The sequence below is a fragment of the Micromonospora sp. ALFpr18c genome (assembly GCF_008868155.1).
Taxonomy (GTDB): Bacteria; Actinomycetota; Actinomycetes; order Mycobacteriales; family Micromonosporaceae; genus Micromonospora.
On record NZ_WBKR01000220.1, the window covers coordinates 1 to 10,280 of the forward strand.

The following is a 10,280-nucleotide window of genomic DNA, read 5'->3' on the forward strand; positions in this document are numbered from 1 at the left end:
GGTGGTGGGGCCTGGGGTGGCACCATCCTGCCGTCCGGCGACCCCGGGCGGGATGGCCGGTCGGCCACCGATCGCCCCGTATGTTCGTCGGCGGGCAGTGACGCGCCCCATCCCCGCCCGCGCCTCGGTCACCGTGTTGTGTGCGACCGTTGTCTAATACAGGATCAGCGGGGCACTCGGAAGGAGCCCGACATCACCAGCGAACTCCCGCGTCTCGCGGCGGTGACCCGGCCGCACCGGGGGGCCGGCCTGGCCGGTTCTGCCGTCGTGCCGTACCCGCACGGCGGCCTGGCGCGGCACGCGAACCTGCCGCCGGGCGAGCGGTTGCGGGTGCTGCTGGTGGAGGACGACGAGGGCGACGCCTTCCTGGTTGGTGAGCTGCTCGCCGAGACCAACTCGATGATCGACCTGCTGGTCGCCACCAGCCTCAGTGAGGCGCGGCAGCGGATCACCGGCGTCGACTGCGTCCTGCTCGATCTTGGCCTGCCCGACGCGCAGGGGCTGGACGGGCTGCGTCAGGTGCTGGAGATGTCCAGCGGCGCGGCCGTCTGCGTGCTGACCGGCCGGACCGACGAGCACCTGGGCATCGTGGCGGTCGCCGAGGGCGCACAGGACTACCTGGTCAAGGGCCAGGTGGACGGGGTGCTGCTGACCCGGGCGCTGCGCTACGCGGTGGAGCGCAAGCGGGCCGACGAGAACGCCCGCCGGCTGCGCGAGGTCGAGCTGCGCCAGGCCGAGTCGGCCCGCCTCGAACGCGGTCTGCTGCCCCAGCCGCTGATGACGACCGACCAGGTGGCGGTGCACACCTTCTACCGGCCGGGCCGGCACGCCGCGCTGATCGGCGGCGACTTCTTCGACGTGGTGCAGACCCGCCCGGACCGTCTGTACCTGATCGTCGGGGACGTCTGCGGGCACGGGGTGGACGAGGCGGCGCTCGGCGTCGAACTGCGGGTGGCCTGGCGGGCGCTGGTGCTCGCCGGCGTACCGGACGACGAGGTGCTGCCCGCGCTGGAGCAGGTGCTGATGAGCGAGCGCCGACTCCAGGAGATCTTCGCGACGGTGGCCACCACCCGCCTGGACCTGGACGCCAACCGGGCCACCGTCCGACTCGCCGGGCATCCGCCGCCGCTGCTGCTCTCCGGCGGCCAGGTCGCCCCGGTACCCGCGCCCGGCGGCCTCCTGCTGGGCGTACGACCCCGCCGGCCGATCGCCTACGACCTGGAGTTCGACACCGATGACTGGTCCCTGCTGATGTACACCGACGGCCTGATCGAGGGGCGGGTCGGCGACGGCAACGAGCGCCTCGACGTGCCGGGTCTGAGCGGGCTGCTCGACGAGCCGGCCAACCGCGAGGTGTCGCTGCCCGAGCTGCCGGCGTGGCTGGTCGGCCGGGCCGAGCAGATCAACGGCGGTCCGCTCGCCGACGATGTGGCCATGCTGCTGGTCAGCCGGGGTGGTGGCCGGTGAAGCCGGTGGTCGGCGGCTGGAGTCTGCGCCGCCGGGTGATCACCCTGCTCACCGTTGTGGGTGTGCTGCTGATCGGTCTGGCCACCGCGGAGGCGGCGATGGCCGCCCGCAACCGCACCCAGATCGACGCCATCCTCAACCAGACGGGCCCGCTGCGGGTGCAGTCGCAGGAGCTGCTCAACGCGCTGCTCGACCAGGAGACGGCGGTTCGCGGGTACGCGGTCAGCGGTAAGCCGGCCGACCTGCGTCCGTACCGGGAGGGGCTCGCGCAGGAACAGAACGTCGTCGGCGCGATGCGGGCGCTGCTCGACGACTATCCGCAGATCGGCCAGGAGCTGCGGATCGTCGAGGAACGTGCCGGCCAGTGGCGGCAGTCGGTGGCCGAGCCGGTGATCGCTATCACCGAGCGCAGCGGCACCAGGGCGGGTCAGGCGCTGGTCACCGACCAGGCCCGGCAGCAGTTCGACCAGGTCCGCTCCGCGGTGGGGGACCTCCAGCAGGAGATCCTGGTCGCCCGGGAGAAGGCCGCCGCCGCGGTCCGCAGCAGCAGCAACATCCTGGTCGTCCTGTTGATCGTCGCCGCCCTGGTGGTGGTCGTGGCCGGCGCGGTGCTGCTGCTCTCGCTGGACCGGATGGTGATCCGGCCGCTGACCGGGCTGGCCACCCAGGTCCGCGAGGTCGCCGAGGGCGACTACCAGCACCGCATCGCGACCGTCGGCCCACCCGAGTTCATCCAGCTCGGCGACGACGTGGACGCGATGCGCCAGAAGATCGCCTCCGACCTGGCCGAGGTCCGGGAGGCCCGGGAACGCATCGAGTGGGTCAACAGCCAGCTGCAGAAGCAGGCCGAGGAGTTGACCCGGTCCAACCGTGACCTGGAGCAGTTCGCGTACGTGGCCTCGCACGACCTCCAGGAGCCGCTGCGCAAGGTGGCCAGCTTCTGCCAGCTGCTCCAGCGTCGCTACGCCGGGCAGCTCGACGAGCGGGCCGACCAGTACATCGCGTTCGCCGTCGACGGCGCGCAGCGGATGCAGCGCCTGATCAACGACCTGCTCGCGTTCTCCCGCATCGGCCGCCTCACCACCGGTTTCACCGAGGTCGACCTGAACAAGGTGCTGGGTGACGTGGCCGGCCAGACCGAGGCCGCCCGGCAGTACGCCGACGCGGAGCTGACCTGGACCGAGATGCCGGTGATCCGCGGCGAGGAGCCGCTGCTCACGAACCTGCTGGCGAACCTGGTCAGCAACTCGATCAAGTTCCGCCGTGCGGACGTGCCGCCGAAGGTGCACGTGTCGGCCCGGCTGGTCGGCACCGAGTGGGAGATCACCTGCCAGGACAACGGCATCGGGATCGAACCGGAGTTCGCTGACAAGATCTTCGTGATCTTCCAGCGGCTGCACTCGAAGGACGCGTACCCGGGCACCGGCATCGGGTTGGCCATCGTCAAGAAGATCGTGGAATACCACGGTGGCCGGGTCTGGGTGGACACCGACGTGGCGGAGGGCACCGCGATCCGGTTCACTCTGCCGGCGCTCCCCGAGGACGTCGAGGCGGCTGCCGCCGCGGCCGCCGCCGTCGACTCGCCGGAGCAGCCGCAGCCTCCCGCGACGGGCGACGCGTCGGTCTCGACCGAGGCGCCGGAGCAGTCCACCGACCCGGACCGGCCGGACCGGGCCGACGGAGCCCCGGAAAGCGGTAGAACGGGTGACATGAGGGAGACGGTGGGATGACCGCGCCAGCGGACGGCAAGAGCGCGATCGAGGTCCTGCTCGTGGAGGACGATCCGGGTGACGTGTTGATGACCCAGGAGGCGTTCGAGGAGCACAAGCTCCGCAACCGGCTGACCGTCGTGTCCGACGGCGCCGAGGCGCTCGCCTACCTGCGGCGGGAGGGCCCGTACGCCGACGCGGTGGCACCCGACCTGATCCTGCTCGACCTCAACCTGCCCCGCCGCGACGGCCGGGAGGTGCTGGAGGAGATCAAGAAGGACGAGGATCTGCGCCGCATCCCCGTGGTGGTGCTCACCACGTCCCAGGCCGACGAGGACATCCTGCGCAGCTACCAGCTGCACGCCAACGCCTACGTGACCAAGCCGGTGGACTTCGAGCGCTTCATCTCGGTGGTCCGCCAGATCGACGAGTTCTTCGTCAGCGTGGTCAAGCTGCCGCCGCGTGGCTGACACCCTGCTCGACGACGTCGGCGATCTCCTCTGGGAGGCCGCCGAGCAGGTCGTGCTGCCGCTGTTCCGCAAGCTCGACGACGCCGACGTGTCGGAGAAGGCCCCGGGCGAGGTGGTCACCGTCGCCGACCGCCGGGCCGAGGAGCTGATCTCCGCGAGGCTGCGTCGCCTGCGCCCCGGCTCGATGGTGGTCGGCGAGGAGGGCGTCGCCGACGATCCCGAGCTGCTGCGGCACGTGCGCGACGGCGGGGACGTCTGGCTGGTCGACCCGGTCGACGGCACCGCCAACTTCGCTGCCGGCCGCCGCCCGTTCGCCCTGATGGTGGCGCTGCTGACCGACGGTCGGCCGACCGCCGGCTGGATCCTCGACCCGCTGGCCGAGACCCTGGCCTCGGGTTGGGCCGACGACGGGGCACTGCTCAACGGCCAACCGGTGGACGGCGGCGCCGGGGTGCCGCCGCTGGGCGAGCTGCGCGGCGCGGCGATGACCCGGTTCCTGCCCCCGGAGACCCGCGACCGGGTCCGCGCCGGCGGCCGGCGACTCGGCGAGCTGCTGCCCGGCCAGCACTGCGCCGGCCGGGAGTACCTGGACATCCTCACCGGTGAGCAGCAGTTCACCATCTTCTGGCGCACCCTGCCGTGGGATCACGCCCCGGGCGCGCTGCTCGTGCGTGCCGCCGGTGGTGTGGCCCGCCGCTTCGACGGCGTCGACTACCACCCCGCCGACGAGGGTCGTGGTCTGCTCGTCGCGGCCAACGAACAGGTCTGGGCCGAGGTGCACGAGGCCCTCCTCAGCTCCTGATCCGCGCACCGCGCGATCGTGGTGGCACGCTGCGTCGACACCCGGGCGGCAGGACGGTCACAGGGCTGGTCACCGGCGGGCGTTCCGGTATCGTGACCGGCGGTCTTCGCCAGCAGGCCGGCGGTCGACGGAAGGACGCTTTCGTGCCCAGGACCAGGCTCAGCCAGCGGCGCGCTCGCCGCGCTCTGCTCGCCGTGCTCGCCGCCGTCGCGCTGGTGCTCGTCGGTGGAGCCGTTCCCGCGTACGCGGAGCCCGACGAGGGTGGCACGAAGAAGCTCCAGGACGCGTTGGAGTTGACCGCCAAGGGCCACATCGAGGCCAAGGCCAGACTCGACAACTCCAAGCGTCGGCAGACGGCGCTGATCGGCGAGTTGAAGACGGTCGAGGGCCGGTTGGTCGGGCTGACCGCCCAGGTCGGTGAGGTGGCCGCGCAGTCGTACCGGGCCGGTCGGCTCACGCCGGCGTCGATGCTGCTCAACACCGCCACGCCGCAGGCGTTCCTGCAACGCGCCGCCGACCTCGACCTGATGGCCCAGCGGGACAGCAAGCGGCTGCGCGATCTCGTCGACGCCCAGCAGCAGGCGCAGCAGGCCAAGATCGCCATCGACGCCGAGGTGCGTGAGCAGCAGAAGCAGCTCGCCGTGATGGCGAAGAAGAAGAAGGAGGCCGAGGCGGCCCTCGCCGAGGTCAGCTCCGGCAGCAGCAGCGGTTTCAGCGGCGGCAGCTCCGCCTCGGCCAAGCCGGCGCCACGCAACCCGGACGGGTCGTGGCCGTCGGAGTCCTGCTCGGTGAAGGACCCGACGACGTCCGGCTGCATCACCCCCCGCACGCTCAACGCCCTCAAGCAGACCCAGGCGGCCGGCTACAAGCGGCACGTCTCCTGCCAACGTTCGGGCGGTGGTGGTGAGCACCCGAAGGGACGTGCCTGCGACTTCGCGGCCGCCACGAACGGCTTCGAGGACCGCAACGCGACCGGCGGCGACAGGGCGTACGGCGACAGCCTGGCCGCCTGGCACGTGCGCAACGCCGACCGGCTGGGTGTGCTCTACGTGATCTGGTATCAGCAGATCTGGCATCCCGGCACCGGCTGGCGCGCGTACAGCGGCAGCGGCAGTCCGGCCGCCAGCCACACGAACCACGTTCATCTCTCGATGTACTGACCCGAAGCGCCAGCTTCACTGCGTACCATCGCGACGATGAGCACCCCACCATCCGACGTAGCGGCACCGCCCACCTCCGCGGCCGCACCCGTGCCGGTGACCGGCCGGGCGCTGCCCAACGGTCTCGCCGCGTTCCTGGTCTTCTTCTCCAGCGGCGCCGTGCTGGTGCTGGAGACCGTCGCCCTGCGCCTGGTCGGCCCGTACGTCGGGGTGACCCTCCAGGTGACCAGCTCGGTGATCGGCATCGCGCTGGCCGCGATCGCCTACGGCGCCTGGTCCGGCGGCTGGCTGGCCGACCGGCGTGACCCGCGTGGTCTGCTGGCGCCGGCGCTGGTGCTGGCCGGCATCGCCACCGCGATCACCCTGCCCGTCGTCCGGTACGCCGGCGAGGTGCTGCGTGGCAGTGCGGCCAGCGCCATCCTGCTGCTCGTCGCCCTGGCCGTGTTCGTGCCGGCCGCGCTGCTCGCCGCGGTCACCCCGCTGGTGGTGAAGCTGCAACTCGCCGACCTGCGGCGTACCGGTCAGGTCGTCGGCCGGCTGTCCGGGATCGGCACCCTGGGCGGCATCACGGCGACCCTGCTCACCGGCTTCGTGCTGGTCGCCGCCCTGCCCAGCACGGTGATCCTGCTGGCGTTGGCGGTGGCCCTCGGGCTGGCCGGCATCGGCCTCGGGGTCTATCTGCGGCGGCAGGCGCGCACCGACCTGCCCGGTCCGGCCCGGACCCGGGCCGCGCTGGCCGTGCTCGGCCTGATCGGCGCGGGACTGACCACCATCGCCCCGAACCCCTGCGACATCGAGACCGCGTACCACTGCGCCCGGGTGACCACCGACCCCGGCCGGCCCAGCGGCCGGATGCTGCTGCTCAACTCGGCCCAGCACTCGTACGTGGACCTGGCCGACCCGAAGCACCTGGAGTACGCGTACACCAAGTGGATCGGCGCGATCGCCGACGTCGCGGCTCCGGCCGGGCAGCGGTTGGACGCCCTGCACCTGGGCGGCGGCGGTTTCACCGTGCCGCGCTACCTGACCGCCACCCGGCCGGGCACCGACAACGTCGTCTTCGAGATCGACGGCGGGCTGGTCGAGCTGGGCGAGCAGGAGCTGGGCGTACGCACCGGACCGGACCTGCGGGTGGTGGTGGGTGACGCCCGGATGCTGGTCGCCGGCGAGCCGGCGGACAGCCGCGACCTGGTCGTCGGCGACGCGTTCGGCCACCTGGTGGTGCCGTGGCACCTGTCCACCCGGGAGATGGCCGCCGAGATCCGGCGGGTGACCCGCCCTGGCGGGGTGTACGTGCAGAACGTCATCGACTACCCGCCGCTGCGGTTCATCCGCGCCGAGCTGGCCACCGTGGCCGCCGAGTTCACGTACGTCGCGGTGATCGCCCCACCGGAGGCGCTCGCCGAGAAGCAGGGCGCCAACCTCCTCATCGTCGGCTCCGACGCTCCGCTGCCGCTGGACGCCATCCGCGCCCGGCTGGGAGAGGTCGACCCGAAGGTCAGCCTGCTGTCCGGCACGGAACTCACCGACTTCATCGGTTCGGCGCTGGTGCTGACCGACGACTACGCCCCGGTGGACCAACTCTTGGCGACCGCCTGATCGGGTGACATCCCTGACCGATTTCGATCCTCAAGGTGTAGGTCGGCTCATCGCGGGCAACAACGGCCACCATGGGTGGTGGGGACCGGAACGGCGCGCAACTCCTCGATGAGCGGTACCGGCTCGTCGAGCAGCTCGGCGCGGGCGGTATGTCGGTGGTCTGGCGAGGCTACGACGAGGTGCTCGGTCGCCAGGTCGCGGTGAAGGTGCTGGCGTCCCGGCTGGCCAGCGACCGGGCCTTCCGGCACCGGATCCGGGTGGAGGCGCAGGCCGCCGCGCGGCTCTGCCACCCCAACATCACCAACGTGTACGACTACGGCGAGTCCGAGCAGGTCGGCCTGACCGTGCCGTACGTGGTGATGGAGCTGGTCGACGGCGCCTCGCTCGCCAACCGGCTCGGCCGGGAGGGCCGCCTGCCGTGGCGGGAGGCGGTGACGATCGCCGCCGAGGTCAGCTCCGCGCTGGCCACCGCGCACGCCCGCGGCGTGGTGCACCGCGACGTCACCCCGGGCAACGTGATGCTCACCTCGACCGGCGTCAAGGTCGTCGACTTCGGTATCTCCGCGCTGGTGGGGGAGAGCGAGAAGGGGCCGGACGGCGCGCTGCTCGGCACACCCGCGTACCTCGCCCCGGAGCGGCTGGACAACGGCCAGGTCTCCCCGGCCACCGACGTCTACGCCGTCGGGCTGCTGCTCTACCGGATGCTCACCGGCCGGCTGCCGTGGCAGGCCAGCACGACCACGCAGATGCTGCGGGCGCACATGTACAACGACCCGGACCCGATGCCCCCGGTGCCCGGCCTGCCGGACGAGGTGACCGACCTGGTGCGGCGCTGCCTGGCCAAGCAGCCCGCCGACCGTCCGGCGACGGCCGAACTGGCTCGGACCCTCGCCGAGGCGGCCGGGATGCTGGCGGCGGTGCCGGTCTCGCCGGCCGCCGGCCCGGTGGACCCCGCGGCACTGGCCAGCGCGGGCACCACGATCCTGCCGTGGTCCGCGGCGACCGACGCGTTGCCGTTGTCGCGTACCCGTAACCGGACCCGTCGGGAGCACCGACGCCGCCGGCGGGTGGAGGCCGGGGTGGCCGCCGTCGGCCTGATCGCGGTCACCGGCGCGATGTGGGGTTTCACCTCGCGCAGCCCGGCCAGCGGCGACGACCGGCCGACCACCGAGGCCCGGATGAGCCTGCCGAAGGCGGCGCCCTGCGAGGTGGCGTACGCGCTGCGCACCGACTCCGGCAAGGAATTCGCCGCCGAACTGACCCTGACCAACAGCGGTGAGCAGGAACTGCGGGACTGGACGATGAGCTTCACCTTCCCCGGTCAGCAGACGGTGACGAAGGCGGAGCCGGCGGCTGTGCAGCAGCAGGGGAGCACGGTGCTGATCCGGCCGGCGGCCCAGCGCACCACCCTGGTGCCCGGCGCGGCCGAGAAGCTCACCCTCGCCGGCACGTACAGCGGCGCGAACCCGCTACCGGTGGAGTTCCGGGTGGGCGACTCCACCTGCGGGGTACGCGTCTCCGGGGTGGCCGGCAGCACGCCGTCCACCGCCCCGCCGAGCAAGGCGGCGACCGTGCCGGCCCCGCTGAAGAAGACGACGGTACGCAGCGGCTCGGGCGGCGGCGCGCCGAAGGCGAAGCCGCCGAAGCCGGCCAAGGCTGCCCCGAAGCCCAACGATGCCAAGGGGCCGGGTGGTCCGGGAAAAGGATGAGACATCCCGAGGGGCACGGACCTCGTCGGCGTTGACGGTCAGCGTCGTCCCGCGAACCGCTGCACCTGGTCGATCCCGCCCTCCACGACCAGCACCCCACCCTGGGCCAGCGCCGTGTTGTCCGAGGCGTACCGGAAACGCTCACCCGGCGCCTTCGCGCCGATCACCCGGACCCCGTAGCGCTCGTCCGGGCGCAGGTCGAGCAGCGTACGACCGACCAGCGACTCCGGCACCCGGACGGTGGCGATCGCGAAGTCGTCGTCGAACTCGATGAAGTCGAGCAGCCGACTGACGATCAGATGGGCCACCCGGTCGCCGGTCTCCGCCTCCGGGAAGATCACGTGGTGCGCGCCCACCGACGACAAGATCTTGGCGTGCTTCTGCGATGTCGCGCGGGCCCAGATCTGCGGCACACCCAGCTCGGCCAACGCCAGCACGGTGAGCACGCTCGCCTCGACCGAGGCCCCGATGGCCACCACCGCCTGGCCGAACCCGGTGACGCCGAGCTGCCGTAACGCCCCCTCCTCGGTCGCGTCGGCCTGCACCACCCGGTCGAGCTGGGCCGACCAGCGCTGCACCTGGTCCGGATTGCGGTCGATGGCCAGCACCTCGCGGTCCATCCGGGTGAGTGACCCGGCCAGGTGGCAGCCGAACCGACCCAACCCGATCACCACGATGCCGCCGCCGTCCGATCGTCTCGCCGACACCTCGACCCTCCTCGCAGCTAGCCGACAATGGGTTGTTCCTGGGGGTAGCGGTAGAGCCTGCGCCGGGTGTTCAGGGCGATCGCCGATCCGAGGGTGAGCGGCCCGACCCGGCCGATGAACATCAGCACGGTCAGCACCACCTGGCCGCTGGCCGGCAGCTCACCGGCCAGGCCGATGGTCAGCCCGGTGGTGCTGAACGCGGAGGTGACCTCGAACAGGGCCGCGACGAAGCGCACCCCCTCGGTGAGCAGCAGCAGGAGCATGGTCCCGGCCGCGACCAGCGCGACGCTGAGCAGGGCGACGGTGACGGCCTGCCGCTGGCTGGCGGTGGCCACCCGGCGGTGTCCGACCGTGACGTCGGGCTCGCCGCGCAGCTCCGCCCAGATGGTGAACGCCAGCAGGAAGAACGTGGACACCTTGATGCCCCCGGCGGTGCTGGCGCTGCCACCGCCGATGAACATCAGCACGATCAGCAGCGGGTAGCTCTCCTCCTGCAGCTCGGCGATGTCCAGGACGCTGAAGCCACCGGTACGGCTCAACGCGATCTGGGTGAACGACGCGAGCACCTTGCCTTCGGCGTCGTACGAGCCGATGGTGCTGGCGTTGGTCCACTCGGCGGCGAGCAGGCCGACGAAGCCGAGCAGCACCAGGGCGACG

9 protein-coding genes are annotated in these 10,280 nt (G+C 72.1%); 7 read left to right on the top strand and 2 right to left on the bottom strand.

What is annotated here, in order from left to right; genetic code table 11:
* The first annotated feature begins 222 nt into the window (after positions 1–222).
* The 7 genes from F8271_RS27150 (at position 223) to F8271_RS27180 (ending at position 8,916) form a co-directional block, all read left to right on the top strand.
* Positions 223–1,467 carry a PP2C family protein-serine/threonine phosphatase gene (locus F8271_RS27150; RefSeq protein ID WP_225854790.1) on the top strand — a complete coding sequence of 415 codons (1,245 nt, stop codon included), beginning with the start codon at positions 223–225 and terminating at the stop codon, positions 1,465–1,467.
* A complete protein-coding gene (locus F8271_RS27155) occupies positions 1,464–3,197 on the top strand; it encodes an ATP-binding protein (RefSeq protein WP_151492697.1) in 1,734 nt (577 codons plus the stop codon). Before F8271_RS27150 ends, F8271_RS27155 begins: the two co-directional genes overlap by 4 nt.
* A complete protein-coding gene (locus F8271_RS27160; RefSeq protein ID WP_151492698.1) occupies positions 3,194–3,646 on the top strand; it encodes a response regulator in 453 nt (150 codons plus the stop codon). Before F8271_RS27155 ends, F8271_RS27160 begins: the two co-directional genes overlap by 4 nt.
* Positions 3,639–4,448: an inositol monophosphatase family protein gene (locus F8271_RS27165; RefSeq protein ID WP_151492699.1), complete on the top strand. Its 810-nt coding sequence runs from the start codon at positions 3,639–3,641 to the stop codon at positions 4,446–4,448. The genes F8271_RS27160 and F8271_RS27165 overlap by 8 nt, the downstream gene beginning before the upstream one ends.
* Positions 4,449–4,591: 143 nt before the next feature.
* The gene (locus tag F8271_RS27170) at positions 4,592–5,608 is read left to right on the top strand and encodes a hypothetical protein (RefSeq protein WP_151492700.1); all 1,017 of its coding nucleotides are present in this window, start codon (positions 4,592–4,594) and stop codon (positions 5,606–5,608) included.
* A 36-nt stretch (positions 5,609–5,644) separates the two neighbouring features.
* Positions 5,645–7,207: a fused MFS/spermidine synthase gene (locus F8271_RS27175; RefSeq protein ID WP_225854791.1), complete on the top strand. Its 1,563-nt coding sequence runs from the start codon at positions 5,645–5,647 to the stop codon at positions 7,205–7,207.
* Between the two features lie 71 nt (positions 7,208–7,278).
* Positions 7,279–8,916, top strand: a complete 1,638-nt coding sequence (locus F8271_RS27180) for a serine/threonine-protein kinase (protein WP_151492701.1) — start codon at positions 7,279–7,281, stop codon at positions 8,914–8,916.
* A gap of 38 nt (positions 8,917–8,954) precedes the next feature.
* Here F8271_RS27180 and F8271_RS27185 read toward each other — a convergent pair whose 3' ends face one another.
* A complete protein-coding gene (locus F8271_RS27185; RefSeq protein WP_151492702.1) occupies positions 8,955–9,623 on the bottom strand; it encodes a TrkA family potassium uptake protein in 669 nt (222 codons plus the stop codon).
* A 17-nt stretch (positions 9,624–9,640) separates the two neighbouring features.
* On the bottom strand, positions 9,641–10,280 hold a 640-nt coding region (locus F8271_RS27190), incomplete at its 5' end, for a potassium transporter TrkG (RefSeq protein WP_305069497.1).

Bases quoted from the DNA above. Each gene is read 5' to 3' on its own strand.
- F8271_RS27160 (WP_151492698.1), top strand. From the start codon at position 3,194: ATGACCGCGCCAGCGGACGGCAAGAGCGCGATCGAGGTCCTGCTCGTG.
- F8271_RS27175 (WP_225854791.1), top strand. From the start codon at position 5,645: ATGAGCACCCCACCATCCGACGTAGCGGCACCGCCCACCTCCGCGGCC.
- F8271_RS27180 (WP_151492701.1), top strand. From the start codon at position 7,279: ATGGGTGGTGGGGACCGGAACGGCGCGCAACTCCTCGATGAGCGGTAC.